Annotated in this window: 24 protein-coding genes and 1 tRNA gene; 18 read left to right on the forward strand and 7 right to left on the reverse strand. The window is 51.2% G+C overall.

The genetic code is table 11. The annotated features are described in order from the left end of the window. Positions 1-3 precede the first annotated feature (3 nt). A complete protein-coding gene (locus NST99_RS12160; RefSeq protein ID WP_341091916.1) occupies positions 4-804 on the forward strand; it encodes a Cof-type HAD-IIB family hydrolase in 801 nt (266 codons plus the stop codon). A gap of 224 nt (positions 805-1,028) precedes the next feature. On the opposite strand, the gene NST99_RS12165 is transcribed toward NST99_RS12160, so the two are convergent. After that, the gene (locus NST99_RS12165) at positions 1,029-1,118 is read right to left on the reverse strand and encodes a YjcZ family sporulation protein (protein WP_218642532.1); all 90 of its coding nucleotides are present in this window, start codon (positions 1,116-1,118) and stop codon (positions 1,029-1,031) included. 113 nt (positions 1,119-1,231) lie between these two features. Continuing rightward, entirely contained in the window at positions 1,232-2,626 is a 1,395-nt protein-coding gene (locus NST99_RS12170; protein ID WP_341091919.1) for an RsmB/NOP family class I SAM-dependent RNA methyltransferase, read from the reverse strand. 184 nt (positions 2,627-2,810) lie between these two features. Between NST99_RS12170 and NST99_RS12175 the strand changes: the two genes are divergently transcribed. From NST99_RS12175 to NST99_RS12185, 3 genes are read left to right on the forward strand one after another with little or no spacing between them, the layout of a single operon-like run. Then, positions 2,811-3,947 (forward strand): glycosyltransferase family 4 protein, encoded by a 1,137-nt coding sequence (locus NST99_RS12175; protein ID WP_341091921.1) that lies wholly within the window; start codon positions 2,811-2,813, stop codon positions 3,945-3,947. Further along, positions 3,898-5,349: a metallophosphoesterase family protein gene (locus NST99_RS12180; protein WP_341091923.1), complete on the forward strand. Its 1,452-nt coding sequence runs from the start codon at positions 3,898-3,900 to the stop codon at positions 5,347-5,349. The genes NST99_RS12175 and NST99_RS12180 overlap by 50 nt, the downstream gene beginning before the upstream one ends. After that, entirely contained in the window at positions 5,346-8,690 is a 3,345-nt protein-coding gene (locus NST99_RS12185) for an AAA family ATPase (protein WP_341091925.1), read from the forward strand. Before NST99_RS12180 ends, NST99_RS12185 begins: the two co-directional genes overlap by 4 nt. 138 nt (positions 8,691-8,828) lie before the next feature. Here the strand turns inward: NST99_RS12185 and NST99_RS12190 are convergent, their stop codons facing one another. Beyond that, complete coding sequence (locus tag NST99_RS12190; protein ID WP_341091927.1) at positions 8,829-9,950, reverse strand: YkvI family membrane protein; 1,122 nt, start codon at positions 9,948-9,950, stop codon at positions 8,829-8,831. Positions 9,951-10,130: 180 nt separating this feature from the next. On the opposite strand from NST99_RS12190, the gene NST99_RS12195 reads away from it, so the two are divergent. The 3 genes from NST99_RS12195 to NST99_RS12205 all read left to right on the forward strand — a co-directional run bounded on the left by NST99_RS12195 (position 10,131) and on the right by NST99_RS12205 (position 11,482). Then, positions 10,131-10,703, forward strand: coding sequence for a xanthine phosphoribosyltransferase (locus NST99_RS12195; RefSeq protein WP_038589705.1), 573 nt, complete (start codon positions 10,131-10,133; stop codon positions 10,701-10,703). Positions 10,704-10,808: 105 nt separating this feature from the next. Next, positions 10,809-11,126, forward strand: coding sequence for a hypothetical protein (locus tag NST99_RS12200; RefSeq protein WP_038589706.1), 318 nt, complete (start codon positions 10,809-10,811; stop codon positions 11,124-11,126). A gap of 137 nt (positions 11,127-11,263) precedes the next feature. Beyond that, positions 11,264-11,482 carry a hypothetical protein gene (locus NST99_RS12205; protein WP_076112335.1) on the forward strand — a complete coding sequence of 73 codons (219 nt, stop codon included), beginning with the start codon at positions 11,264-11,266 and terminating at the stop codon, positions 11,480-11,482. A 76-nt stretch (positions 11,483-11,558) separates the two neighbouring features. Here the strand turns inward: NST99_RS12205 and NST99_RS12210 are convergent, their stop codons facing one another. Continuing rightward, positions 11,559-12,014, reverse strand: a complete 456-nt coding sequence (locus NST99_RS12210) for a hypothetical protein (protein WP_341091931.1) — start codon at positions 12,012-12,014, stop codon at positions 11,559-11,561. 179 nt (positions 12,015-12,193) lie between these two features. Here NST99_RS12210 and NST99_RS12215 point away from each other — a divergent pair. The 6 genes from NST99_RS12215 to NST99_RS12240 all read left to right on the forward strand — a co-directional run bounded on the left by NST99_RS12215 (position 12,194) and on the right by NST99_RS12240 (position 15,508). Beyond that, a tRNA-Leu gene (locus NST99_RS12215) sits at positions 12,194-12,277 on the forward strand. A 273-nt stretch (positions 12,278-12,550) separates the two neighbouring features. After that, positions 12,551-13,147 (forward strand): TetR/AcrR family transcriptional regulator, encoded by a 597-nt coding sequence (locus tag NST99_RS12220; RefSeq protein ID WP_341091932.1) that lies wholly within the window; start codon positions 12,551-12,553, stop codon positions 13,145-13,147. After that, positions 13,144-14,010, forward strand: a complete 867-nt coding sequence (locus tag NST99_RS12225; RefSeq protein ID WP_341091934.1) for an alpha/beta fold hydrolase — start codon at positions 13,144-13,146, stop codon at positions 14,008-14,010. The genes NST99_RS12220 and NST99_RS12225 overlap by 4 nt, the downstream gene beginning before the upstream one ends. 162 nt (positions 14,011-14,172) lie before the next feature. Beyond that, positions 14,173-14,376 (forward strand): helix-turn-helix transcriptional regulator, encoded by a 204-nt coding sequence (locus tag NST99_RS12230; protein ID WP_038589712.1) that lies wholly within the window; start codon positions 14,173-14,175, stop codon positions 14,374-14,376. Then, positions 14,373-14,795, forward strand: a complete 423-nt coding sequence (locus tag NST99_RS12235; protein ID WP_341091936.1) for a hypothetical protein — start codon at positions 14,373-14,375, stop codon at positions 14,793-14,795. Before NST99_RS12230 ends, NST99_RS12235 begins: the two co-directional genes overlap by 4 nt. Positions 14,796-14,851: 56 nt before the next feature. Further along, on the forward strand, positions 14,852-15,508 hold the full coding sequence (locus tag NST99_RS12240; RefSeq protein WP_341091939.1) for a hypothetical protein: 657 nt from the start codon (positions 14,852-14,854) through the stop codon (positions 15,506-15,508). Here NST99_RS12240 and NST99_RS12245 read toward each other — a convergent pair. Genes NST99_RS12245 through NST99_RS12255 form a run of 3 tightly spaced genes read right to left on the reverse strand, consistent with a single transcriptional unit; the run spans position 15,489 to position 17,649 of the window. After that, the gene (locus NST99_RS12245) at positions 15,489-16,166 is read right to left on the reverse strand and encodes a DUF7002 family protein (protein ID WP_341091941.1); all 678 of its coding nucleotides are present in this window, start codon (positions 16,164-16,166) and stop codon (positions 15,489-15,491) included. The genes NST99_RS12240 and NST99_RS12245 overlap by 20 nt on opposite strands. 44 nt (positions 16,167-16,210) lie before the next feature. After that, positions 16,211-17,359 (reverse strand): DUF2812 domain-containing protein, encoded by a 1,149-nt coding sequence (locus NST99_RS12250; protein ID WP_341091943.1) that lies wholly within the window; start codon positions 17,357-17,359, stop codon positions 16,211-16,213. Continuing rightward, positions 17,356-17,649, reverse strand: coding sequence for a PadR family transcriptional regulator (locus tag NST99_RS12255; RefSeq protein ID WP_341097628.1), 294 nt, complete (start codon positions 17,647-17,649; stop codon positions 17,356-17,358). Before NST99_RS12255 ends, NST99_RS12250 begins: the two co-directional genes overlap by 4 nt. Positions 17,650-17,935: 286 nt before the next feature. Here NST99_RS12255 and NST99_RS12260 point away from each other — a divergent pair, with 286 nt between their 5' ends. The 5 genes from NST99_RS12260 to NST99_RS12280 all read left to right on the forward strand — a co-directional run bounded on the left by NST99_RS12260 (position 17,936) and on the right by NST99_RS12280 (position 25,202). Beyond that, positions 17,936-19,666 carry a response regulator transcription factor gene (locus tag NST99_RS12260; RefSeq protein WP_341091946.1) on the forward strand — a complete coding sequence of 577 codons (1,731 nt, stop codon included), beginning with the start codon at positions 17,936-17,938 and terminating at the stop codon, positions 19,664-19,666. A gap of 59 nt (positions 19,667-19,725) precedes the next feature. Continuing rightward, positions 19,726-21,573: a sensor histidine kinase gene (locus NST99_RS12265; protein ID WP_341091948.1), complete on the forward strand. Its 1,848-nt coding sequence runs from the start codon at positions 19,726-19,728 to the stop codon at positions 21,571-21,573. A 167-nt stretch (positions 21,574-21,740) separates the two neighbouring features. Continuing rightward, positions 21,741-22,652, forward strand: a complete 912-nt coding sequence (locus tag NST99_RS12270) for an ABC transporter permease (RefSeq protein ID WP_341097630.1) — start codon at positions 21,741-21,743, stop codon at positions 22,650-22,652. A 24-nt stretch (positions 22,653-22,676) separates the two neighbouring features. Further along, positions 22,677-23,552: a carbohydrate ABC transporter permease gene (locus tag NST99_RS12275; protein WP_038589718.1), complete on the forward strand. Its 876-nt coding sequence runs from the start codon at positions 22,677-22,679 to the stop codon at positions 23,550-23,552. Positions 23,553-23,645: 93 nt separating this feature from the next. Further along, positions 23,646-25,202, forward strand: a complete 1,557-nt coding sequence (locus NST99_RS12280; RefSeq protein ID WP_341091951.1) for an extracellular solute-binding protein — start codon at positions 23,646-23,648, stop codon at positions 25,200-25,202. The last annotated feature ends 12 nt before the right edge of the window (positions 25,203-25,214 follow it).

Here is a 25,214-nt window from a genome sequence, read left to right on the forward strand (position 1 = left end):
GGTATGAGATACAAACTGATTGCGCTGGATGTAGACGGAACACTGTTGAATGATGATCACCACTTAAGTGATGAGAATAAAGAGGCAATTGCTGAGGTTACGCGGCTGGGGGGCCAGATAGTATTATGCACAGGCCGCAGCCCGCAGAACTCGATTCCATTTATGGAAGAAATGGGCCTGTCGGGGTATGTGCTGGGCCACAACGGAGCGGCGACTGTCCGAGTCAATGACCGCAAAGTGCTGCATCAATTTGGGCTGGATGCCCGTGGACTTGACCCTTACATTGAGTATTGCCGGCAGCATGATATCCATTTCGATGTTAATACCGCTTTTGATATGTACGTCGATAATGTGGAGAATTTGACCCAAGAGGCTAATTTTATGTACGAGCACTTCCGGATTATGCCTGCTTCGCTGCCGGCCTGGGATGATTTTCGTGAACCGATTGTAAAATTTACGGTTTTCACCCAGTCGGACATTCTGGATGAAGCACAACGTGAATGGGGTACTTGGACGCAGCAGTACAACATTTTGCGCAGCGGGGAGTTTTTTGTAGACTTCATGCATCCTGAGGCTTCCAAGGGGAATGCGCTGAAGAATCTGGCTGTGCAGCTTGGGATTCCTCAGGAGGAAGTCTTATCCATCGGGAATTATTATAATGATATTTCAATGCTTACCTACGCTGGACTGGGTGTTGCGATGGACAATTCACCACTCGAGGTCAAAGCAGCGGCAAACGCGGTTACTGGAACTAACAACGACAGCGGGGTCCGCGACGCGCTGGTGAAGTACTGCCTATCGTAATGCTTGAGAAAATAAGTATGAAGTAGGAATAGTGTGAAGTGAGAATATAAATGTGAAAGCATAGACTAGTGCCCTGAGGCGCTGGTTTATGCTTTTTTTTCTGGTAGCTGACGTCTGGCTAGATATAAACAGCCGTGAACTAGAAATGCAAAAAAGCGGCTGCACCGCCCCTTAAAGGGACGGCGGGCCGCTTGGTACCACTGTACGTTGCTGCTCGATCGGAATTAGACAAACAACGAACGGGAAATGATGACAAGTAAAATAAAGAGCACCAAAATCGCACCGGTCGATGTGAAGCCTGGATGTGCACCCATGTCTGATTCCTCCCTTAACTCATGTCTAGTTCCCATGCCGCGCAGTTATGCTGCTGCGTCTTTGGGATAATGTCATCATATGCCGGGGGAGGCATCACGAACCGGTCAGTTGCCTATTGCTCGTCAATATGGGCTTTTAGGATCCGCAGCCCTTTGGGCAGGTGATTCTTCAGTTGACCGGAGCTGGCTTTGCCCCAGCCAACAGGAAGTCCGTCAACCGTGACCAGTGTCCAGCCGTGCAGCTCAGCCGGAACCGGCAGGCTCTCACCGCGCAGCCAGGCTTGAATTTCATGACTATCGGCCGCAAGGTCCCAGCTTCGGGCAGCTTGACTGGGCTGAAGAGACATTGCCAGGGCATGTGCCGGTTCGATCCGGTTTTTCTTCAGATGGGCCATATGCAGCCCGGCCCGCGGGATTTTGAGGCCTTCAAGCAGACCGGTATGCAGGCTATCGTTAAATGTCTCCGGGAGCAGGTACAAGGATTCTCCAAAGAGCAGAGGTACACCCTGGCTGGTGAATCCTGGCAGATGCTCCGCTGCCCAGTCCAGAAACTGCTGGTAAGCATCGCGCACGGAGGAGGTTGTTCGCGGGCTGTTTTTGCCCCGTCCGCTGCCCCGTTTGCTGCGGCTATTCGCAGTTTCTTCTGCAGGTGCCTTGCGCAGCAGGGCGACGAAATGTCCTTCACCTTTCTCCAGATGCGGCCAGAGGCGTTTCTCGGCAATCAGCTCCATATCGGGATAGTGCTCTATAAACCGGGCGATGGTATCTTCATTCTCGCTGCGGTTGAAGGTACAGGTCGAATACGCCAGGCTGCCGCCCGGTTTCAGCATGATATAGGCATCCTGCAAAATATCCCATTGTCTTGCCGCACACATCTCGACATGGCCCGGAGACCATTCGCTTACAGCAGCAGGATCTTTGCGGAACATACCTTCACCAGAACAGGGGGCATCCAGCATAATCCGGTCGAAGACCTGCGGGAAACGCCGTGACAGCTCCCCTGGAGCTGCGCTGGTCACCAGTGCGTGGGAGATGCCGTGGCGTTCGACGTTTTCGGCCAGAATTTTGGCCCGCTCGGGATGGATCTCATTGGACACAAGCAGACCTTGTCCCTGCATTAGAGAGGCGATATGTGTCGTCTTTCCGCCGGGAGCGGCGGCAAGATCAAGCACCGTCTCACCGGGAAGCGGCCCCAGCAGCTCGGCCGCGGACATTGCCGAGGGCTCCTGAATATAATATAGTCCGGCGGTATGGTAGGGATGTCGTCCGGGCCGGGCGGGATGTTCGTAATAATACCCTGAGTGGCACCAAGGTACCGGTGTAAGGCCGAATAAGGAAACCGCATGTTCGGCAGCGCGGATGCCGGTTCCAAGCCGGCTTTTTAAAGTGTTGAATCGCAGACCCTGGGTCCGCAGCAAAGTATAGCTTTGCAGAAAAGTGTCCGCCTCCTGCCCCAGCATTTCTCTCATGGCAGTGGTATAAGCGGCGGGCAGCTGTTCTTCCGTCATCATTCATTCTCCTCTTGTCAAAATCAATTCAGGCTCAAGCGTTCTTCTTGGTTGCTGTTTCAGGTGGATACCGATAAAATCAAGGTAGGGGACCTTAGCGTACCAGTAATTGTACATATTTATTACTATATCATAATTGCCGGGTCTCACCGTAATCAGGGCAATTGTAAAGGGGATGTACCAGATGAACTTACTGCAAGCGCTATTCTTCCCGCCGGAACAGCCCGGTGGTGTATCTTCAATGATTCCTTATCTCCAGGAACGTTTCCGTTCCAGCCGCTGGGATATGGATCTCTTCTGGTTGCCCAAACGGATTCGCGGCAAGGGGCGCGAAGAGATTGTATTTGAGACCTTCGATTGGACTAAGTATGGCGAAAGTCCGGTTGTACAAAAATATATTCAGACCTACCGCGATTACCTATGGTGGACGAAGCTGAGGATGAGTAAAAAGTATGATCTGATCCATGCCCATCATCCGATTGCCGGTCTGGCAATGAAAAAGATCTATCCGGAAATCCCGCTGATCCAGACCCTGCATTCCAGCTATGAACGTGAGCTGATTCTGAATGGAATCATTGAAGAAGGCGGTCCGGAGCATCAATTTCTTGTCTCGGTATACCGTGAGCTGGAGCATGTCAGTGACCGCCTGATGACGGTTTCACGCTCTTTTGCCGATTATTTGGCGCCATACATTGACCAGCCTTCGAGCGTAGGCATCATTCCAAACGGCTTCGATGAGAAAAGATTCAAGCCTGTTCCGCATGACAACATCATCCCGCAATTGGTGACCGTAACCCGGCTTGTGCCGGCCAAAGGGATAGATACGTTGTTTAAAGCTTGTGCCGAGCTGAACAAACGGGGCCATGAGTACGTGCTGCACATCATTGGGGATGGTCCCAGCCGCGGCGAGCTGGAGTCATTAGCCCAGAATCTGGGCATCTATAATGAGACGATTTTTTACGGATACACTTTACACCCGGAAGAATTTATGCCTTTCTTTGATATTTTTGTACTCCCTTCACGCGCGGAAGCCTTTGGCTCAGTGTTTGCGGAGGCGGCGCTTAGCTGTCTGGCTCTTGTCGGCACGAATGTGGGAGGGATTCCGGAACAAATTGAGGACGGGGTAAACGGACTTCTGGTCAATCCTGACGATGAGGTGGCATTGGCGGATGCGCTGGAAAAAGTAATCAGCGATCCGGGTTACCGCTATGAGCTGTCCCGTTCGGCTTGGGATAAAGCAAAAAGCCTGTATTCGCTGACCCGGGTGGCCAATGAGCTCAAAAAAACCTATCTGCAATATCAGCCGGGAACGAAAGGGTGAGCAGATGATTCCTTTTCGTTTCCTGCATGCCGCGGATCTCCACCTAGACAGCCGTTTTGCCGGATTGGCGCAGCTTCCGCAGGCTATACGCTCCTATTTACGGGAGTCTACCTTCGCCGCCCTCGGGCGGCTTGTTAACGTAGCCGTTCATGAAGAAGTTGATTTTGTGGTCATTAGCGGGGATGTGTACGATGTCTCCGATGCTTCGCTTCAGGGACAGCTCCGGTTTCAGGAAGCGCTGCAGGAATTGGGAAGGCATGGCATCCAGGTCTTCCTGATTCATGGCAACCATGATCCGCTCGATGGGCCGCGTCTGGCAACAGAACCGCCGGAGCATGTTACTGTATTCAGTTCAGGAGACCCGGGACAGGCCATCGCCCGCCGCCGGAGCGACGGGAAGGAAGCTGCTGTGGTCAGCGGAATTTCCTATCCAACAGCAAAGGTAACGGAGAATACAGCCTTGAAATTTAGCCGCAGGACCGGAAGCAGCCTGTTTCATATTGCGCTGCTGCATGGCAACGTGGATGGGGATCTTCAGCACGAAACCTATTCCCCCTGCACCCGCAAGGATTTGATCAGCCGGGGATTTGACTATTGGGCGCTGGGACATATACATAAACGCAGTATTCTGCATGAGCGCCCGTCTATTGTGTATCCGGGCAATATCCAGGGCCGCAGCATTAAAGAGACCGGACCCAAAGGTTGTTATGTGGTGAATGTGGATGAAGCAGGAGCTGCATCGCTCCAGTTTCATGAACTGGATTCCGTCCGCTGGCAGGTGAGGGAGATTTCCATTGAAGGCTTGGCGGATGAGGTGAAATGGATTGAAGCTGTCGAGCAGGCAGTTGAGGAAATCAGGAATGAGCTTCCGCAAATGATGTCGGTTGTGCGGTTTCGGCTTACAGGCAGGGGAGGCGTGCACAGGATACTGGCAGAAAAGGGTGCAGCGGATGATTTGCTCTCTGAGCTGCAGCGGCGTGAGGCGAAACGTGCGGAGCGGAAAGAATATGCCGGTCTCGTGTGGACAGAGGGTTTCTCGGTGGAAACAGGTCTGGCGATAGACCGGGAACGGCTGCTGCAGGAGGACAGCTTCCTGGGTGAAATGCTGCGGCTGTCGGGGCGCAGCGGGGAGACGGCGGAAGGACTGGATGAACTGATTGGAAGTGCATTGAAGCCGCTCATGGAGAACCAGGAGCTCCGCAGACTGCTGTCCATGGCAGATGAAGAGGAGAAACGGGGCTGGCTGAAAAGCGCGTCAGAGCTGGGGATTACACTGCTTAGCGGGGTGGAAGAGACCGCTGAGGGGGAGAAAGCAGACATCAGACTGCCAGGTGCAACGGATACAGCCAGCGAAGGGACCGGGCATTCCACCGACCGGCAGGAGCGGGGGAGTACAGGATGAAGATACAGCATGTGCAGATCGGAGGCTTCGGGCGTCTGCATAACCGGGAACTGGAGCTGCAGGAAGGCGTAACTGTTCTGTTTGGACGTAATGAGGCCGGTAAAAGCACTACGCTGCAGTTCATCCGGGCGATGCTTTTTGGGATCCCGACCAGGGTGAATCTGGCGGAAAGATATGAGCCCGCACAGGGTGGTCTGCATGGCGGCATGCTGACGGCGAATGACGGGCAGGGAGGCCTATGGAGAATCCGCCGTTATGCCGCAGGTGGAGAGACGGCGGGACGCAGCGAAAAGCTGAACATTACCGTCAGCTATCCGGATGGACGGTCCGAGGAAGTGGGGCAAGCGGAAATGGAGCGGCGTCTGCTCGGCGGCATTTCCAGAAGCATGTTCCGGCAGCTGTTTGCCGTGTCGCTGGACGAGCTTCAGGAGCTTGGGGCACTGCAGTCCGAGGAGATGAGCAGCTACCTGTTCCATGCCGGGATGGGCGGTGGCGGCGAAATTATGCGGGCCGAACGGCGATTGATCCAGGAAGCCGAGAAGCTGTATAAACCGCGCGGGAAAGTGCAGGATGCGGCCAAAATCCTGCAAAGCATCGACAAGCTTGAACGTGAAATGGCTGAGAGCCGTTCTTATCTTCCCCGGTATAATGAGAATACTGCTGCTTTGGAAAATGCGCAGCTGGAGCTGGCGGGGCTGGAAAAGTTGCGGACTTCCACCGGGGAGATGCTGGTCAAACTGCGGAAGGTGCAGGACATCCGCGAGCTGTGGCTGAAGTGGCGGGAAGCGGGGCTGGAGCTGGCAGAGCTGCCGGTGATTGAGGTCTTTCCGGAGAACGGTGCAGTTCGCTGGCAGTCCCTTGAAGGGGAGATCCGCAGCAGCGAAGCAGCGGTATTCCGCATGGAGCGTCTGGAGCAGGAGCTTATCGCTGAGCTTGCCCAGCATCCGCCGGATCTGATGCTGATTGCTCAAGGACCAGCACTTGAGCGTCTGGACCGCCGGCGTTCCAGTTATGAGGACCGGAGGGCGGAACGGCAGCGTCTCACGGGCGAGCTTGCTGCGCTGCATGAGCATCTGGAGCGCATCCTGCGCGGGATTGGCGCAGGCTGGAGCCCGGCTGAGCTGGCGGACTTCTCCGGTGCGGCGGCGGACCGTGAAGCCGCACGGCGCTTCGCGGCATCCTTCGCCGGGTATGACCGGCGGATGGAAGCGCGTGAGGCGGAGCGGCAGAGCCTCCGCTCCCGTCTCGCCGCCGCGGGCGCTGCGCTGCAGGCGGCGGAACGTTCGCTTGCGCGCGAGCACGCAAGCGGCGCCGCGGACTTCGCGGGCCTCGCCCCGCGCAGCCCGCGTGAAGTGCTGCAGCTGTGGGACGAGCTGCAGCAGGCCGCCGAGCGCTGGCGCGAAGCGCAGCTCGGCGGGGCAGGGCCGCTGCGCGGCCCCGGCGCCGGTGGCGGCTCCGGCGCGGGAGAGCGCCGGGCTGCGCTGTACCGGCGCTTGCTTGCGGCAGGCGCAGCGCTAACGCTGCTGCTGCCGGCCGCGCTGTACCTGACCGGTGCGCCGCCGGTCAGCGCCTGGACCGCGCTCGGCCTGCTGGCCGCCGCGGACCTGGCTCTGTGGGCCGGTCTGCGCGCCGCGCGCAGACCGGAAACGTCCCCGCTGGAGCATGGCGGGGACGGGAGCGTGGCCGCAGCGGAAATGCTGCGGCTGCGCGGGCTGCTGCTCTCCGGTGCGGAGCCGGAGAGTGCTTTGAGCCGGCCGGGCCGCAGGCCGGCGGCAGCGCCCAGCCCTGAAGCAAGCGGGCTGGAGGCTGGCATGAAGGAGCTTCGCAGGCTCATGGAAGCCTGGAATGCCTGGCGGCAGCGTGTGGAACGGCTGGCTGGCGAGCGGGACACCTGCCTGACAGAGGTAGAGACGCTCTCCGGGCAGGAGCGGGCGCTGGCCGAAGAGATGGACCGTGCTGAGGCTGAATTTACCCAGCTGGATGAGAGCTATGAAACATGGCTGCGCCAGCACAGATTGCCGGAAGGCTTGTCGCCCGAAGGGCTGCCGGATATATTCGCCAGAGTGGAGCAGGGGAACGAGCTGCTGCGCCAGGAGAGCAAACTGGCGGCACGGCTTAAGGAGCTGCAAGAAGAGTGTGCTGTTTATGAACAAGAATGCCTGAATTTATGGCATGAGGCAGCAACGGAGGGCGAACTGTCGTCAGCTGCCGCCGACAACGCTGCAGCAAAATCAGCAGGTCCCTCGGGTTTGTTGCCATCCGTAAATTCTGAAATTTTATCCCTGAACGATACTGCAAGTACAGGGAATACACAGGTTCTGCCATTATTGGAACCTGCCGCTGGAACTGCCGCGCTCACCTTGCTGAGCTGGCTGGAGATCAGGAAGCGGGATTGGGACCAGCTCAAGACGGAACTGCTCCGCCGGGAAGCTGCCCAAGAGCGGCTGCATGAAGTACAGGCAGAGCTTGCCGGGGGCCGTCAAGCGCTTGAGGTATTGAATGAGCGCAGCGGCAGATTGCTGCAGGAGGGCGGTGCTGCGGACGGCGAGGAATTTCTGCGCCGTTCGTCAGCCGTGTTGCGGCGTCTGGAGCTGACCAGATCGATCCGCCAGTGGGAGCTGGCCATGTTCGGCGGATGGGAGGATGGGGAAGCGGCCGAACTGCAGAAGCTGCTGGAGCATCATGATGCTGCTGCGCTGGAGCGGGAACGGTCCGCAGCGGAGGATACTGCGGCAAGTATTGAGGAAGAACGTAACGCGCTGCTTCAGCACCGGGGCAAGCTGCTGCAGGAGCGCGAGTATTTGAAGGAGCGCTGTATGGAAGACACAGTGCTCCAGCAATTGGAGGAGCAGCGGGCGGCGCTGAAGATTCTGGCCGGACAGTATGCTGTATCAGCCTTGGCTGCCGAACTGATGGGGAGGACGCGCCGCATCTACGAGCAGGAGAAGCAGCCGCAGGTACTGCAGCTGGCTTCGGTGTATTTCAACAAGCTGACGGAAGGCGAATACCTGAGAATCGTGATGACGCTTGGGCACAAGGAGTTGAAGGCGGAGCATAAGGATGCCGGCCTTCTGGACAGCGGACTGCTCAGCCGGGGAACGGCGGAGCAGCTGTATCTGGCTATCCGCCTGGCTTTGGCAGAGACGATGACCCGCCAGGCCAGCCTGCCGCTGCTCTTCGATGACCTGTTCGTCAACTTTGATGAACGCCGCCTGCATGCGGCACTGGCACTGATCGGTGAATTGTCGGTTTCCCGGCAGATTGTCATGATGACCTGCCACCGGCATGTAGCCGAAGCGGCTGCACGTTTGATACCAGCAGCCGCTGTGATCTCTGTATAGAAGCTGTACGGCTGCGAACCAAGCGGCCGTAAGGATCTTTAAATTAAAAGATATTATGCTTCACGATATAAATTATCCTTCTATTTCTCGCTGAAGTGGATTCATCCGGAGGGAACAGTTGCTTCATCCTTCCAGCTGTTATTTCCGTGTGATCCGAATTACCGGTTTGACAGCTACAATAGTGATGGCTTTGCCTTCCGGGCCGGAAGGGTCAGCTATCGGGGGCGGAGGAGACATAGGCGCGCGCAGCAGCATAATAACCCAGACTAGCGCCAAGGCACCGAATATAGGGTAGAAAACTCCCAATAGTGAGCTGAAGCCAAATTGGCTGAATAAATAACAGATCAGCATCAGCAGGGGAGTGACGAGGGACGGGGCAATGGGCAGATGCTGCTTAAGCTGTACTCCGACTCCATAGATGTTGGCTACAAAAGTGCTGAAGATCTCCAGAAAGATCAGCAGCAGATAAATGCTCTGCACAAGGGGGCCTAGCCGGAAGGCGATGCTGCCCATAGGGATTTCAAACTGCAGGATGCCAGGCATTTGCGAGCTCATGGCAAAATGAGCGGCCAGCAGCATGAACCCGATCCCTGTCCCGCCGAGGATGCCGCCCCGCACCAGGGATTTTTCATCATCGGTATGGCGGGCCAGCGGAACAAGCACGGCTTGGGCCATCCCGAGGTTGAAGGCGGTATAGAGCAGTGGCGACATCCATGCTCCGAAGATGCTGCGGTCGGTTTCAAGAAACAGAAAGCGCCCTGCTCCCGGCACACCGAGCGTATTGGAAATGATGATTAACGACAAAGTAAGCATTAAGGGGACGACAACACTGTTGATTTGCAGGATACCGGAAATTCCGCGTTTCAGTAAAAAGTATGAGCCGAATATTGTAATCAACAGACCTGCCTGGAACGGCAATCCCAGATTCTCCTGAAATATTGCCCCTGCCCCTGCCAGCATGATGCTGTTGACTGCGACGAGAACGATCAAGGTAAAGAGGCTGATGCTGCTGCCAACCCGCTCGCCGAAGAGATGGCGGTTAAAGTCTTCATAAGAATCGGCTTCGATGCGCCGGGCAATCACCATCATTTTGGTGCCCAGCCAAATAAAGAGCACCGTCGCGAGCAGAATGGTTAATACCGCCCAGTGGCCGTACCGGGTGAAAAACCTTAGGATTTCCTGGCCGGTGGCAAATCCGGCGCCTACAATGGTGCCAATATAAGTGAAAGCGATTTGCAACGTGCGGACATGGGATTTCATGGCTCGCCTCCTTCAATGCTATGAATATAAAAAATGGGCACCGCCCGCAGGATTGCCTTGTGCAGTCCATATAGTACAGGTTATGATGAGGAACAGAAGGACATGACTTCCGCCTAATGGCAAATGGGTGTATTAGAGTGGAACGTCTGGAATTATAAAGGGTAATGGAGGTTCAAAGTTATGGAAGTATTGAAACAGCGGATTTTGCAGGAAGGGGTCGTCGTTTCGGATCAGGTGCTGAAATTGGACGGTCTGCTCAACCATCAGGTGGATCCCATGCTGACGATGGAAATGGGACGGGAGTTTGCCGGGAGATTTGCGGACGCCGGAGTTACGCGGGTAGTTACCGTGGAGTCCTCGGGTATTGCCGTGGCATTTGCCACCGCTTATGAAATGAAGGTGCCGCTTGTATTTGCCCGCCGCAAAAAAACATTGCTCGCCGATCCCGATGCTTTATGCGAAAGAGTACCATCGTTCACCAAGGGAATCGTTACTGATATTATGTTGTCCCGCCAGTATATCTCCCCGGATGATAAGATTCTTTTTATTGATGATATTATCGCCAATGGTGATGCTGCGCGCGGACTGATCAAGATCATCCAGCGTTCAGGGGCCGAGCTGGTTGGACTGGGCGTAGTGGTGGAAAAAAGCTTTCAGGCAGGAGCCCGCACCATCCGGGAACAGGGCATCCGTCTGGAGTCGCTGGTCAGAATTATGTCTCTAAGTGAAGGAACAATAGTCTTTGGTGACTAAACAGTGGCAATTAATAGGTGTATAGCCTATTTTTAAAACATCTGCTTTTCACCCTATGACTTTTCCTTTATAATAAATATTAGACATAGGAGAGGAGGCGTCACAATGGGGAAAGAACCGGTGACAGAGCAATTCTTTATAGATAAATTATCCGAGGCCAAGGATCATTTCGAGCGTGCGCTGGATTGTAAACACACGGAGTTCGACGATCTGTATCCCTATATGATTGAACATCCTCAATTTTTCTGGTACAAACGTTATGTAGCCTGGTCGGAACTTTTGACAATCACAGGTTTGTGTAAAGAACTGGATTTCAACTGGAAACAGAACTTCAGTGATCATCAGGTTGAATATCTGGAAGAACGTGTGATGTCCGCTAAAGTTCTTGATTTCTGGTTTGAGAAGAATGAAGCGCTGATATAGTATCTTCATAAGACATACAGAGTTGCTTTCTAGTAAGGAACTGAGGCCCAGATGATTTATCATTCGGGCCTTTTTCATGAGTGAATTGCGGGAGACAATGGACAAGCTAACTAACGGAGAGAGGGGAGTATTACCACATGATCAGTGATGAACAGCTGGATGCGTACCGGATATCCGGAGAGAAAATACGTGTCGTACGTGATGCGTTGGAGAGCAATGACGTCAAGGGTATTGTATTGGCCTGGGACGAGTCACAGGTGATGGTGCGCCGTCCCAATAAGCGGGTAGTGAAGCTTGACCGTAATTACGTGTATCAGCCTTTCTCGGAGCCTAGACAAGATCCGGACAATATATAAGCAACTCACAGCATGACAGCCCTTGTCCGGTTATGGATAAGGGCTGTCATTATTATTTATATACTTCATTATGCTATTAGATGGACATAGCCATCTGTTCGACGCTTTCTTCCTTAGGGAGAACGGCGAGCTCGGGATTTAATCCGAGATAAGCGCGCATACGCAGCATCATTTCATTGCGGAATCCAGGCCACAGGATGTTGATCTCTCCCACATAACCGCGGCAGGCATACTGTGCTTCAACGCCTCGCTGATCCTGGCGGATGGTGGTGATCTTCAAATGATGTGAAGCCAGCTCACGGGTTACCTCTTGCAGCATTAGCGAGGTCTTCTTGGTTGCACTGGAGACCAGTTCCATGTAAAGCTGTGGCGTCTTAAACAGACCACTCTTGCCGATCACCCGGCAATCCCGTTCAAATACTTTATGAATAAACGTTAGCAGCAGATAGCTTCTGACAAGGGACAATTCGTCTTTGGTTATATCTTCAGGAATAGCTGGTGTGATTAGTGTACTTCTCTTGGTAGTCGCCATTATAAATCACCTCATTTATATTATGCGAACCCTTGTTCTTATTATACCTCTTATTCATCAATAAAAGCAATATTTAACCAAAAATTAATGAAACCAACGAAAAGTCAAAAAAGATTGACACTGATTTCTCAGTATGATATGATCTATCTTGTGACCGCGAAAGCGAGTCATCATAATATGCGGTCATGGCGGAATTGGCAGACGCGCTGGCTTCAGGTGCCAGTGGTAGCAATATCGTGGAGGTTCGAGTCCTCTTGACCGCATCGTGCTTTACAAAGAAAACCCTTCTTAGGAAGGGTTTTTTCTTTTGAAATATAAGGAATTATATGCTTCACGCTATACTCGCTGAAACGGATACCTTCCTTTTGAGGACGGAAGAGCTGTTTCCACTTGTCTGGTTTAGTATATTTAGGCGAATTGAACGTGTCGCCGGCGTTAATTGCCTTTTCTCCCGGATGCCTATTGATTTCAAGGAATAAAAATGTTATTTTATGACTATAAAATCAAAAACGGTCATATAGTATTAAGGAGGCGGCATGGCGAAGAAATTTAGCGATAAAGAAAAGGAAATGATACAGGAAAGGCTCCTAAGCAAGGCTGAGATATGCTGGGGAAAGTATGGAATTAAAAAAACCAGCGTGGACGAGCTTGTCAGAATGGCGGGTATTTCAAAAGGTGCATTTTATTTATTTTATCCATCAAAAGAACTGCTTTTTTTCGATGTTCTTAAAAGCGTTGATAAACGTATAAAGAATGCAATGCTTGAAGCATTAAAAACCTCTAATGAGCCCCCAAAGCAGAGTTTTATCCAAGGTCTTATGCAAATGTTTAAAGAGGTCCAGAAAAACCCGTGGATTCTAAATCTTCAAAACGGTGATTACGAGCTTCTGATCCAAAAGCTGCCGGAAGAAACTGTTAAAGAACATCTATCGGATGACGAGGACGAAATCTCAATGCTCTTAAAGTACCTTGAGGTTGAATGTGATATAGGTTTTGTATCCTCTGCGATGAGGGCGATATTTTTCACGGTACTTCATAAAAATGAGATTAGCGGAGAGCATCATGAAGAAGTGGTGCATTTCTTTATCGAAAGTCTTGCGGAGAGGATTTTTGAAGGGAGGGTGGAGCGATGAAGTCAATCTATAAAAGTCCCTTGGGTAAAGAAAAAATACTTCGCATCTATGACAAGCTGCAATCCCGGCTGGATACGAAATTTGAGAGCCGATACGTGGATACGCGATTTGGCAAAACCCATATTTTAGTCGGGGGTGATGAAACAGCACCACCCTTAATCTGCTTTCACGGAGGAAATGTAGTCAATCCAATAACGCTTAAGTGGTTTGAACCTCTGTCGAAGATCTATCGTATTTATGCACCAGATACCATCGGACATCCGGGCAAAAGTGCTGAAATCCGGCTCAATCCCAAAACAAATGAATACGCTGAGTGGGTTTGTGATCTTATGGATGGTCTGGGTCTAACGAAGGCGAAATTTATTGGACCCTCGTACGGAGGCGGAATACTTATACGTTTGGCTGCCTACGCACCTGAGCGTATTGAAAAAGCAGTATTTCTTGTACCTTCAGGTATTGCGGGAGGTAAAATGCTCGGCATGATGAGGAAGATACTCATTCCGCTTGCTATATATAAAGTTATTTCTACCGATAAAAATTTGTACAAGGCTTGTGCAGCAATGTTCGATGATGAAATCCATGAGGATTTGTTGTTGCAGATACAATACATATATGATTATGTCCGGTTGGAAACGGTATTTCCCAAGTATGCTACCAAGGAAGAATTGATGGCGTACACCGCACCTTCCTTACTAATTGTCGCTGATCAAGATATATTTTTCCCTGCTGAACAGGTTGTTCCAAGGTCGAAAAAGATTTTTAACCATCTGCAAAAAATTGTTGTCCTGGAAAATGCAAGCCATTTTCAAAACAACAGAAACCTTGAAACTATAGTTAAGGAAATAGAGAATTTTTTTGAATAGTTCTGCCCGTATTGGCAGGCTCTTGATTTGGCTGTGATGCCGTCAAGGGCCTTTTTTATATTTAATAGAGCTTATAAGCAAATGGAAAGTGTACTTTACATTGGAAAAGGTGAATGTTATTATTATGGAAAGTTAACTTTCCGTAATGAGTGAGGTGAAAGCATGGAAAACAGACTGGAGCAGCTTCGCAAGGAGCGGGGGATTAAGCAAGAGGAGCTTGCCGAGGCATTAGAAGTTTCGCGGCAGACCATTGGTTCGCTCGAAAATGGGAGATATAATCCGTCCATTATTCTAGCCTTTAAAATTGCCCGCTATTTCAAGCTGGCCATTGAAGATATTTTTATCTATGAGGAGGAATCGGAATGAAAATGAACAAGACAGTTTGGCTGTTTACTATTCTGCTGCTGCTTGGAGGTATTTTGACTGTGGTCGGCCTTCTGGTGATTGATGAAAGTACAGAAAAGCTTGCCGGAATATGTGTGGGGATAGGCTCGGGGCTGTTCAGTATGAGTGCCGCTAATCTTATCGTTCAAGGGTATTACCGGAAGCATCCCAAGCTCAAAAAGCAGGCTGTGATTGATTTCCGCGACGAACGCAATACAGCTATCCGGATGAAAGCCAAGGCCAAAGCCTTCGATATTATGTTTATGGTTATGATTGCACTGCCGTTTCTGTTTATCTTTGCAGGGATTTCTCTATGGGTGGTGTTGACCACCATTGGCCTTTATTTATTTGGCTATTTTACGCAGCTCTTCTACACGATTAAATACAGCAAACAGATGTAGCCTATATGGGAGAAGCGGGAATACAAGGAGTTACTTAACACTGGAGGAAGATCACAATGGTTGATGCTGCAAAGAACAGGATGCATTGGGAATTTACTTATATTTTTTTTCTTACGGTGCTTATAACGACATTGGCGGGAATTGTTCGTGAGTTGCCGCATGCGATTGCCATTGCCGGATTCACAGCTGCGTTAGCAGCAAATATTTGGATCTGGAAGAAGAGGATCAGCCGGACTGTTATTTATCTGCACAATGGTTTGAACATCGTCTGCGCACTTTTTCTGGCGCATATGCTGTCAGCCTACGTATTCGTGTCGGAGAGTGCGATCATTGGTGCTGCTCTCGGAGTGGTGGTAATGGATGTGTTTAGTTTCACCAAGAGAGGGCGGTTCACGCTTAATGCCAAACTAATAGGACAAAACAATACAGCTGCGCGGTTGTCTATTTGTCTTCCGGTTCCCGGAAAGCGGGGGCTGATCCCGCTCATCGGTGTGGGGGATTTGGTCTATTATTCGATGCTGACAATGGTAGCATTGAAATCGGACAGTGAGTTTGCCCTGTTATTTGCAGTACTGCCCATTCTGGGAGGGCAGCTGCTGAACATTGCCGTCATTTTTGCTGTAAAAGATAAAAAGGGATTCAAAGGCTTCCCGGCAACCTTAATGCCCGGATTGTTGTTTATTGCTTTTTATATTACAGGTATCCCGGCATAAAAAGCGGCTTCCAGACCTCAGGAACCCTTTCGGGGTCGGAGCAATATACCGTCTGGAGATAGCGGCTTACCGGAGTCAATTGCTGTTCAACCAGCACTTCTTTGATCTCGGAAGGTTTGGTTGGGATCGAATGTCCGGCAGCTTCCATGAAACGTTCAATGGGCAGCAGCATCCCGCAGCTCTTGCGGTAAGACATCCGGTGCGGATACCGCGGGGAGCTTCCGGAGTCATATTTGGACAGCCTGATATGCTCGAAATGATCACTCAGCAGTTCATAGGCGGAGAATTTCAGGATGGCAAAATGTTCCATGGGTTCTCTGCGGGAGTACATAGCAGCCATGGCAAGACAATCACGCTCTGTCGGCCACAGGAAGACATGCCGGTCAAGGCAGGCGCGGAATTGCTCCGGCGTTGTTTCCGGGTCCATGGCCTCAGGCGTGATCCGCAGATGGGCATTTAACCAGACTGAGCGGCCTTGATAGCGGGACTGCTGCAGCGTCGTCCGGTGCACACCGCATGCATGCTCAGGGTCTAAAAGCACGGATGCGGCCAGTCTGTCCAGTCCGGCAATAGCCGGAAGATTGCGTGCTCTGGTGAAATGGTAGAGCGAGCGTCTTAACGGGCTTTTAGTGATAGCTGCTAGGGTGGTTGTTATCATATTGGCATTTTGTCCTTTGCGGTAGGCGGATATTCTTCAACGGCCTATTGTTTCTTAAGACGCCGGTAATACAGCCAGGTTCTGCCCGCGAACGACCCGAAAAGGAGAATGCTGATGAACATAAGCGAAGTAATCCATGCCCGGGAAGCGGTGATTCCGTCATTTAGCATGCCATCAATAAATGCCCCCAAATTCACGCTATAGAGCAGAAGCATCGGGAGGAATAGCGCAGTGTAGCTGATGGCGATTTTTCGGGCGTGCTTTAAGCGGTGGAATTGATCGCTGTATATTTCAGGGCGCTCAGCGCCTTCCGAATATTCCCGGCTCCAGATCGTCCATTTCTGCAAGGAGGAGAGGGAACTGTAGACGTTCTTCCAGCCGGCTTCCCTATGCAGCTCCAAATAACCTTCATCGGAAATCACTTGATAGTCGGCATGATAGTTCATCCGCCGTGGGCTGCCTTTGCTGAAATAGAACAGTGTTCCGCCTGGACCGATTTTACACAGATTAAATCCAAGCCGTTCTTTGTTCTCAAGCCACTGCTCCAGCCGGTCCGGAGCGTACATCCAGCCTAGTTTGATCCGGATGATCTTGGGTCCGGTAGGATTGGGCTGTACGTCAAGTTCGTAGCTGTCTTGATTGTCCCCGCGTAATGTTTTATTGGCTGCCCTGATCTTGATAACGGAATAGAACGCGAGTACCAGCAGAGCGATGGCGAAGGCTGCAGCGATATAGGTAACCAGCCACATGGGGCTTTTCACTACCCGGAGGGGCGTATCCTGGGAAAGGGAAAAACCTATCGTGATTAGCGGAATTAGTGCAATTAATAACAAATAAACGATAATCGCTGTGAAAAAATAAGAAATCTTCCGGTTTCGCTTGATCGCTTCCTTACGGGAGGGGTAGGCGTTGATTTGGCCGGGTTGCCGTTCATTGGCATAAATGGTCCACTTCCCTTGATGCACGTTCCTTGTCCAGCCCTCAGCGGCCAGATAGGTGGACAAGGAGGTTTGAGCTGATGGAGCATACCCGATTTGAAAGGTAATGTTACCCGGCTTACCCTGCCGGAAAATAAACCGCCGAAGTGTAATATTCCATCCTTCAAGCAGCCATCCCTGGCTGGCCATCCCGGTCAGCCAGGTTTCTGTTTTGAGCAAGTCATAGCTCCAGAAAGGCCGAAATACAGTCTTCATAAGAATTCCTCCTCGCAGTTAATCGCATTGCTGTGCAGCTCTTTCAATCTGCCAATTTCTACGGTCATCACTTTTTTTCCAAGCTCCGATACCTCATATACCGTTTTTCTCTCTTCATCGGCAAATACGGTGATCAAGCCGTCTTTGTTCATTTTGATCAATGTTCCATAGACCGTACCTGACCCCAGTCTGAGCCGTCCGCCTGACAATTCTTCAACATGCTTGATGATTCCGTATCCGTGGCGCGGTTTGGTCAGGGACAACAGAATGTAGAATGCTGTCTCGGTCATCGGCACGTACTTTTTAAGTGCTTTTTCAATGGAGGACACCAGGATCACCTTTTTCACATAATATATGTCTCATCGTGACTATGTCATAACGTGACTATATCACTACGTGACTTATTATGCAAAGAAACTTTCCCGGGAAATAAGAAATGAGGGGGATTACAATCCATTAATCCTACTTTGTATTATTTTTGCAGGAGAATATCTTAATCGGTTGAAATTTTTTACAATGAAATAAGGTATTTAATTCTGTGAAACAAATAATCTCATATAGAGAGGAACTGATACTGTGAAAACATTAGTCATTGTGGATGATGAGCCCTCGGTGGTGAACGGGCTGCGCACTTATGTAGACTGGGCGGCACAAGGGATTCAATTGATCGGAACTGCGGATGACGGAGATACAGGGCTTACGCTCATACGTGAGCTTAGGCCGGATATTGTGCTGACGGATGTGCAAATGCCTTCCATGGACGGAATTACGATGGCTGCGGAGGTCCGTGCGCTGCTGCCGGATGCCAAAATCGTGTTCATCAGCGGGCATAACGATGCAGAGTATTTGAAATCGGCGCTGCAGATGCATGCGGCTGATTATATTTTTAAACCAGTCAGCAGAAAAGAATTGTACGCTGTGATGGAAAAAGTGACTGCTGCACTGGATGCGGAGAGGCGGGAGCGGGCCCGGGTGAAGGAAATGCAGGTTAAGCTGACCCAGAGCATGCCGCTGCTGCGCGAGAAATTTCTGCTGTCGGTGGTCAGCGACAACATCAACATGGCCCAGGTTCAGGATAAACTGCAATTTCTGGGACTGTCGCTGCTCTCTGCGGACAGCTATATCATTATGGTCATCGTAATTGATGATGTTCCGCAGGTAATGGATTCACGCAGTGAGCGGGATAAACAGCTTTTGTCCTATACGGTGCTGAATATCATTCAAGAGTTAACGGATAAGCAAATGCGTGGTGTGACGTTTGAGAAGGAGCCGGGAGAGTATGTCGGCATTTTGTTGACCCGTTCTTTTGGAGGGCAGGAGGCGGACAGGGAGATCAAACCGGAGCTTGCGGGCAGGGCGGCAGATATTCTAGATGCAGTGCCCCGGCCAGGAGAAGCTGGAGAAAATGCAGAGCTTTCAGCTGACCGCTCTCCCGAGAACGAATTGCTGCTGCTGGCGGAATCGATCCGCGACAATCTGCGAAAATGGCTGAAGCTGAGCGTAACCATCGGGGTGGGGGATGGAGTAGGCAGCCTTTCTGAGGTGCCGGCCTCTTATAAGCAGGCAAGAGCTGCCGCCGACCAGAAATGGTATCTGGGTAAAAATCGCATTCTGACGATGGATAACATTGAGTCCGGAGAGAATCTGCGTTACCGATTTGAGCCGGAATGGAGCGAACGCGTAATCACTGCCCTTAAGTCAGGCGATCAAAACCGGCTGCAGGGGGAATTGAGTGGTATCTTTGGCCTGCTGGAGCAGAACCGGGGGCAGGGCTCCCGTTACGCGCAGAATGTCAGTCTCCACCTGATCCTGCAGTCCAGCCAGGTGCTGATAGAGCTGAACGGCATGACGGCAGAGTGGGAGCAACGGGAAATGGAAGCCTGGAAGCTGGTTATGCGCCAGGAAACGATACAGGATTTGCTGCGGTATACGGAATCGTATTTGCGGCATGTCTGTGATTTTGTGGAGGCCAAACGCAGCGGAAAGTCCAGTGAGGTCATTGAACGGGTCCGCCGCCTGATCGGAGAGCGCTATGCGGACAATTTGACGATCGCCGATATTGCAGCAGGCGTATATCTCAGTCCTACCTATGTAAGGCTGCTGTATAAGCAGGAAACGGGTGAAACCGTGTTTGAATATTTGACCAAAGTACGGATTGAAAAGGCGAAAACGCTGCTGAGAGATCCGCAGAACAAATTTTACGAGGTCTGTTATGCCGTAGGTTATACCGATCCCAGCCATTTCAGCAAACTGTTCAAAAAAATGACCGGGAGCACACCCAGCGCCTACAGAGAACAGCAAAATTAGAACTTGTGCCTCCCAAGGGCGATACGACAAAAAGGCCGGAGAAATGAGGGGTCACCTTTATGAAACTGGGATGGAGCTATCTGACTGGACTTGGACAGGGGATTCTGGCCGCAAGAAAGTGGCTGCTTGTCTATGCCTTGCTAATCTTGCTGCCGGTGTCTATTTTACTGGCCTCCTTTTATCAGCGGTCTAGTGAAATTCTGGAACAGGAAGTTACCCGTTCGATGCAGCTTACACTTAAGCAGGCAGGGCTGAATTTAACTTACAAGCTGGAACACATCCGCGACAGCAGCAATTCGGTGTTTATGAACCAAATCCTCTACGATAATCTGCTCCAGAAAGCCAGTATCACGGAGCAGCTAAAACAAATTAAGGAGCTCCGCAATCTGGCCGAAACCGCGCAGGAGAATGAGGATATTTTCCGCCTGCGTTTTTTTGTTGATCCTTCCCGCCTGTATGCCGGAGACCGGATTAATCTGTATTCCCTCGAGGATGCAAAGAGATATCCATGGTATGAATCGGTGATAGAGGCCGGCGGGGGGATGGTATGGACCGGTGTTTACCAGGAGAAGTATAACGACATTGGTAAAAAAAATATTTTTTCCGTAGCCCGGATGCTGCGCAATCCCCAGGAATATGAAGAGATTGTGGGTATTCTCGTGATGGATGTGTCCGAAGGTTTGATCGGGGAGATTATGTCGGAGCTGCAGTTCTCGGACAAGTATGCGCCTTTTCTAACCGATGCCAGCGGCAGATTGATCTACAGTTCAGATAGTACCGGTCTGAATAAGTCGGATAACAAACCAGGAAATCTGCAACAGGAAGCGGATGTCCTGCCTGAAGAGCTGCTTGACACCATCGAACACTCGGGGGAAGGCATCCTAAAGCATTCGATTGGCCGTGAAGAAGTGAACGTAGTGTACACCACCATCGGAACGACTGGCTGGAAGCTGGTTGCACAGGTATCGGAGCCTGAGATTTCACACAGGGCTACAGCGATGAATCAGTTCACCAGTATTGCTACACTCGCGGGAATTACGGTTTTGTTCCTGGTACTGGTCTTTGTTCTCTTCATGTTCATGATTCAAGGCATGCAGCGCAGAGTACAGATGATTCTCAGAATGATCCGCAAGGAAGGGATCGGCTGGCTGGAGGACCGCCGCTCCATGCCTGATGGTGATTTTCGGCTGCTGGAGCGCAGTGTGGACCATCTTATTCACAAGGTCAATAACCTGATGGAAGAATCGTATCAGGCCAAGATGCAGGAGCGGGAGGCCCAGCTTCGCACACTTCAGGCGCAGATCAATCCCCATTTCCTGTACAACGCCCTGGATATGATCAACTGGTCGGCCATTGCCCATGACGCTGAGGACACGAGCCAGATGATTGAAGCGCTGGCCCGTTATTTCCGGCTCAGCCTGAACCAAGGGCGCGACAACGTCAGCATTGTGGATGAGCTGAATCTGGCCAAGGTGTTCCTGGAGATTCAGCAGAACCGCTTCCCGTCCACGTTTACATTTACCATTCATGCGGAACCGGGGCTTGAACAATATATAATGCCGAAGCTGACGCTGCAGCCTCTGGTGGAGAATGCTCTGCTTCACGGCATCCGCAAGACGAAGCAAAAACAAGGAGTGATCACAATTACCGCAGCTCTTGAACAGGGAGATATTGTACTCACAGTCTGTGATGACGGAATCGGTATGAGTCAGGAGCAGGCCAACCGTCTGCTGACCGAGCCGTCTGCCGGGCTTCAGCCGGGCAGTTCAGAGGGTTCGTTTGGGCTCTATAATGTCAATGAAAGAATCCGCTATTTCTCAGGCAACCGGTATGGCTTGTCCATTGAGACGGAGATCGGAAAGGGAACCCTTGTTACTGTGAAATTTAAAGCGGTTTCATCAGAATAGTTTCTGCAGCTTTATTACAGTCACCTGAGACCAGAAATAATCGCTTTACCTCCTACACCAGTACCGGGGTCCATCTTTATAATTAACCCATAAACAGTTGGGGGTGAGTCATCTTGGGCGCAGGTGTCACGGATTTGAACCCGAAGAGCAAGGTTAAGCCAACCAGAATCAGGTCCGCAAGCAGGTGGAGATATGCATGGAGAAACAGGGATTATTATGTACTGCTGATCCCCGGATTATTGTTTCTCCTGCTCTTCAAATATACACCGCTTTACGGGGTGCTGATTGCTTTTCAGGATTTCAACATTTTTGAAGGCATTAAGGGCAGCGAGTGGGTAGGGCTGGAGCAATTTCATAAGCTGATCCAGTCGGAAGAATTCGGAAGGGTGTTTATGAATACGCTGTTAATCAGCGTTTATAAAATTGTGATCCTTTTTCCGGTTCCTATCTTCATCGCGCTGGTGCTGAACGAGGTTCGGCTGATGTTCTTCAAACGGACGATTCAGACGATCATTTATCTTCCGCATTTTCTGTCTTGGGTCATTATCTCTGGCTTATTCGTGACCATCCTCTCCACATCGGGCGGGCTGGTCAACAACATCATCCAGTGGTTTGGCGGAGAGCCGGTCAGTTTTTTTGTCAGCAATGAGTATTTCCGCAGTCTCGTGGTGTTTACCGCAGGCTGGAAGGAAACGGGCTGGAATGCCATCGTCTTCATTGCCGCCATTGCCGGTATTGATCAGGAGCAATATGAAGCGGCTGCCATTGATGGGGCGGGCAGAATCCGCCGGATGCTGCATATTTCCATTCCGGGAATTCTGCCGACGGTGGTGCTGATGTTCATACTCCGTCTCGGTTCAGTACTCGACGCGGGTACAGAGCAAATTCTCACAATGTACAATCCGGTGGTATATGAAACAGCTGATGTCATCGGAACCTTCGTGTACCGGATCGGTCTTGGCAAGATGGACTACAGCTTCAGTACAGCAGTCGGGCTGTTTAACTCCGTCGTCGGTTTCATCCTGATTGTCTCAGGCAACTACATCAGCCGCAAGCTGCTTAAGCGCGGAATCTGGTAATCCGGGAAGGGAGAGAAGATAACAATGACCAAACGAACCAAAGGAGATCTGGTGCTCGATATCTCCGTGTATGTCTTCCTGATCGCCCTGGGGATTATTATGCTTCTGCCGCTGCTGAACGTGTTATCCAAATCGGTCAGTGAAGAATGGGCAATCACTTCCGGCAAGGTGGGCATCCTGCCTGTGGGCTTCCAGCTTGACACTTTGAAGGAGGTTATTTCCTCCTCGATGTTCATACGCGCCTTTTGTGTATCCATCGGTGTCACTGTAGTAGGAACGGCTATTTCGATCCTGATGACCGCACTTACCGCGTACCCGTTATCCAAACGTAATCTGCCGGGTATTTCCTTCATTATGGTGCTGTTCATCTTCACTATGCTGTTCAACGGAGGGCTGATTCCCAATTATCTGCTGATGCGCCAGCTGCATTTGATCAACAATCTATGGGTGCTGATTCTGCCCGGGATGATCAGTGTCTTTAATATGCTGGTTATCAAGAGTTACTACGAGAGTCTTCCCGAAGCGCTGGAGGAATCGGCACGGATTGACGGTGCCAAGACGTACACTATACTGTTCCGGATCATCCTGCCGCTCAGCATGCCGGTTATCGCCACCATTGCCCTGTTCTATGCCGTGGGCTTCTGGAATGATTATTTCGGCCCGATGATCTATATCAACGATACCGCGCTTAAGACTTTGCAGCTGTATCTGCAGGATGTCGTAATGGATGCCAGTGCGGCCAATGCTGTGAACAAAAGCGTGGACGATCTCATGAATATGTCACCTGAAGGCATACGCGCAGCGACTGTGGTAGCTTCCACTGTCCCGATCCTGTTTGTGTATCCGTTTCTGCAGAAGTATTTTATCAAAGGGGTGCTGATCGGCTCTGTAAAAGGCTGAGTTTTGTCCCCGCAGCTTGCGCTATGAAGCCGCTCTTTGACAGAGCGTTTCATATACAGCATCACCCCATACAATTGGAGGAGGGTTATAAGGATGAAATATAGAAAAGGATTGTCTCTCATGATGTGCACCGGGCTGCTGCTTGCAGCAACGGCCTGCGGTTCATCGGGTAACAATGGTAACAAAGAGAGCAAGGGAACAGAGGAGGGGGCAAAGGCTCCGGCGTCTACAACCGCTGCAATAACTGAAAGCGATTCCAAACCTGAGCTGAAATCACTCAATCTGTGGTCAAAGGATGATTACAACACGTATCCGCTTGCCAAAGTGATTGAAGAACAGACCGGCTACAAGGTGAAATACGAAATGCTACCGGCAGACAAAGCGATGGATAAGCTTAACCTGCTGATTTCCTCCGGTGAGCCTTATGACGTTATTACCATTTCCGGTGAAAAAGCCGTGTATACCGATTATGCCAAAATGGGTGCGCTGGTGGATCTGGGACCGCTAATTGATGAGTTTGGACCCAACATTAAAGCGTCCATCTCAGAGGCGTCCTTTGATGCCATGAAGGTAGATGGCAAACTGTACGCGATTCCGAACAGCTCTTCGCAGTTTGCCGGGGCCGATCTGATGATCCGCCAGGATTGGCTCGATAAGCTGGGGCTAAAGATGCCGACGACGCTGGATGAATTTACAGCAGTGCTCAAGGCGTTTAAGGAAAAAGATCCCGGCGGTAACGGCAGCAACGGCGCACCGATGTCCATTGACGGTGCTCTCGCAACGACAGCCAATATTACCGGTGCATTCGGAATTGGCACAAGCTGGAACCAGGTCGACGGCAAACTGGTGCCGACACCGCTGCACCCGGGATTCAAGGAATATTTAACTTATATGTCCGATTTGTATAAGCAGGGTCTTCTGGACAAGGAATTTGCAGTGAACAAGGATGCTACCCTGAAGGAGAAGTTCACCAGCGGCAAGGTGGGTGTAATTCAGCTTCCCTGGTATGACATTCCGGGCATTGCTGATGCGCTGGCTGCAAATTTCCCGGATGCCAAGTTTGCTTACCTTCCTGCCTTAAAAGGGAAAGACGGGCAAATGGGCCTCGGGATGAGCGGCGGGTTCGACCGCATTACCTTTATTCCGAAATCTGCCAAACATCCTGAAGATGCAATTAAATGGATCAATGCCAAGCTGGAGAAAGAAACGTTCAAGCTGATCGCCATCGGAGAGGAAGGCAAACATCATACGTTTAAAGATGGCATGTACAGCCCGATTCTGCCTCTGTTCACGGATGAACGGGGCAATGCAAGCAACTATCTGACCGGTATCGATGAAAAGCTGTATCCAATCTATTGGCAGGCCCGTGTCCAGAAGGATGCACGTCTGTTTGCCGGTTTCTCCTTCCTTAACAATGAGCTGCCTGCAGAGGCCAGAATCTCTGATCCGCTTGCGCTGGCTCCATCCCTGCCGGAATATTCCAAGAGCAATGCTTCACTGGGTCAGATGATCAATGATTTTGCCGTCAAGGTAATCGTAGGTGAGGAGACCCCTGAGGCGGTAACAACCTTTGTTGAAAAGTACAATGCCGCTGGCGGAGAAGCGAGTGTCAAAGAAGTTAATGACTGGTATGCGGCATCCGCTAAATAAAAGGCTGAGTGT

The organism is Paenibacillus sp. FSL L8-0470, assembly GCF_038008625.1.
Classification (GTDB): Bacteria; Bacillota; Bacilli; order Paenibacillales; family Paenibacillaceae; genus Paenibacillus_AQ.

Bases quoted from the DNA above. Each gene is read 5' to 3' on its own strand.
- NST99_RS12265 (WP_341091948.1), top strand. From the start codon at position 19,726: ATGAAACTGGGATGGAGCTATCTGACTGGACTTGGACAGGGGATTCTG.
- NST99_RS12210 (WP_341091931.1), bottom strand. From the start codon at position 12,014: ATGGCGACTACCAAGAGAAGTACACTAATCACACCAGCTATTCCTGAA.
- NST99_RS12280 (WP_341091951.1), top strand. From the start codon at position 23,646: ATGAAATATAGAAAAGGATTGTCTCTCATGATGTGCACCGGGCTGCTG.
- NST99_RS12175 (WP_341091921.1), top strand. From the start codon at position 2,811: ATGAACTTACTGCAAGCGCTATTCTTCCCGCCGGAACAGCCCGGTGGT.
- NST99_RS12195 (WP_038589705.1), top strand. From the start codon at position 10,131: ATGGAAGTATTGAAACAGCGGATTTTGCAGGAAGGGGTCGTCGTTTCG.
- NST99_RS12275 (WP_038589718.1), top strand. From the start codon at position 22,677: ATGACCAAACGAACCAAAGGAGATCTGGTGCTCGATATCTCCGTGTAT.
- NST99_RS12235 (WP_341091936.1), top strand. From the start codon at position 14,373: ATGAAAATGAACAAGACAGTTTGGCTGTTTACTATTCTGCTGCTGCTT.
- NST99_RS12225 (WP_341091934.1), top strand. From the start codon at position 13,144: ATGAAGTCAATCTATAAAAGTCCCTTGGGTAAAGAAAAAATACTTCGC.
- NST99_RS12255 (WP_341097628.1), bottom strand. From the start codon at position 17,649: ATGACCGAGACAGCATTCTACATTCTGTTGTCCCTGACCAAACCGCGC.
- NST99_RS12245 (WP_341091941.1), bottom strand. From the start codon at position 16,166: ATGATAACAACCACCCTAGCAGCTATCACTAAAAGCCCGTTAAGACGC.
- NST99_RS12250 (WP_341091943.1), bottom strand. From the start codon at position 17,359: ATGAAGACTGTATTTCGGCCTTTCTGGAGCTATGACTTGCTCAAAACA.
- NST99_RS12170 (WP_341091919.1), bottom strand. From the start codon at position 2,626: ATGACGGAAGAACAGCTGCCCGCCGCTTATACCACTGCCATGAGAGAA.
- NST99_RS12190 (WP_341091927.1), bottom strand. From the start codon at position 9,950: ATGAAATCCCATGTCCGCACGTTGCAAATCGCTTTCACTTATATTGGC.
- NST99_RS12220 (WP_341091932.1), top strand. From the start codon at position 12,551: ATGGCGAAGAAATTTAGCGATAAAGAAAAGGAAATGATACAGGAAAGG.
- NST99_RS12185 (WP_341091925.1), top strand. From the start codon at position 5,346: ATGAAGATACAGCATGTGCAGATCGGAGGCTTCGGGCGTCTGCATAAC.
- NST99_RS12205 (WP_076112335.1), top strand. From the start codon at position 11,264: ATGATCAGTGATGAACAGCTGGATGCGTACCGGATATCCGGAGAGAAA.
- NST99_RS12240 (WP_341091939.1), top strand. From the start codon at position 14,852: ATGGTTGATGCTGCAAAGAACAGGATGCATTGGGAATTTACTTATATT.
- NST99_RS12230 (WP_038589712.1), top strand. From the start codon at position 14,173: ATGGAAAACAGACTGGAGCAGCTTCGCAAGGAGCGGGGGATTAAGCAA.
- NST99_RS12160 (WP_341091916.1), top strand. From the start codon at position 4: ATGAGATACAAACTGATTGCGCTGGATGTAGACGGAACACTGTTGAAT.
- NST99_RS12200 (WP_038589706.1), top strand. From the start codon at position 10,809: ATGGGGAAAGAACCGGTGACAGAGCAATTCTTTATAGATAAATTATCC.
- NST99_RS12165 (WP_218642532.1), bottom strand. From the start codon at position 1,118: ATGGGTGCACATCCAGGCTTCACATCGACCGGTGCGATTTTGGTGCTC.
- NST99_RS12180 (WP_341091923.1), top strand. From the start codon at position 3,898: ATGAGCTCAAAAAAACCTATCTGCAATATCAGCCGGGAACGAAAGGGT.